Here is a 349-nt window from a genome sequence, read left to right as displayed (position 1 = left end):
AGGAAAACAAGAAAATACACGTTTAGCGGAAGAATATAAAAAAACAAAAGAAATCAGTAAAACTTGGGAACAGTTATATGAAATAGCAACAGACAGTGAAAAAGAAGTACGAAATATGGTAAAACAAGCGGGATTGTATGAGCTGTTGGAACAATTTCAAAAAAGAATGAAAGAATTTAAACAAACAGTAGAACGCTATTTTCAAAAACGTCCACAAAGAACGGTACATGTTTTAAAAGAGATGGTAGCCAAAGTGTACCCTAGGTTTTCTGGATGGAATCCAACAGTATTAGAAAACAAAGAAAAGGAAATGGCTGTTGTTGATAAAACAGATCATACGCTGTATTTT

Annotated in this window: 1 protein-coding gene; it reads left to right on the top strand. The window is 32.7% G+C overall.

Annotated elements, in window-relative coordinates:
* On the top strand, positions 1-349 hold a 349-nt coding region (locus FE392_RS20500), incomplete at both ends, for a hypothetical protein (RefSeq protein ID WP_319931943.1).

The organism is Xenorhabdus santafensis, from assembly GCF_033949405.1.
In the GTDB taxonomy this organism is placed as follows: Bacteria; Pseudomonadota; Gammaproteobacteria; order Enterobacterales; family Enterobacteriaceae; genus Xenorhabdus; species Xenorhabdus santafensis.
The sequence above is the reverse complement of the archived record's forward strand: the minus strand, read 5'-3'. Positions and strand labels throughout refer to the sequence as shown.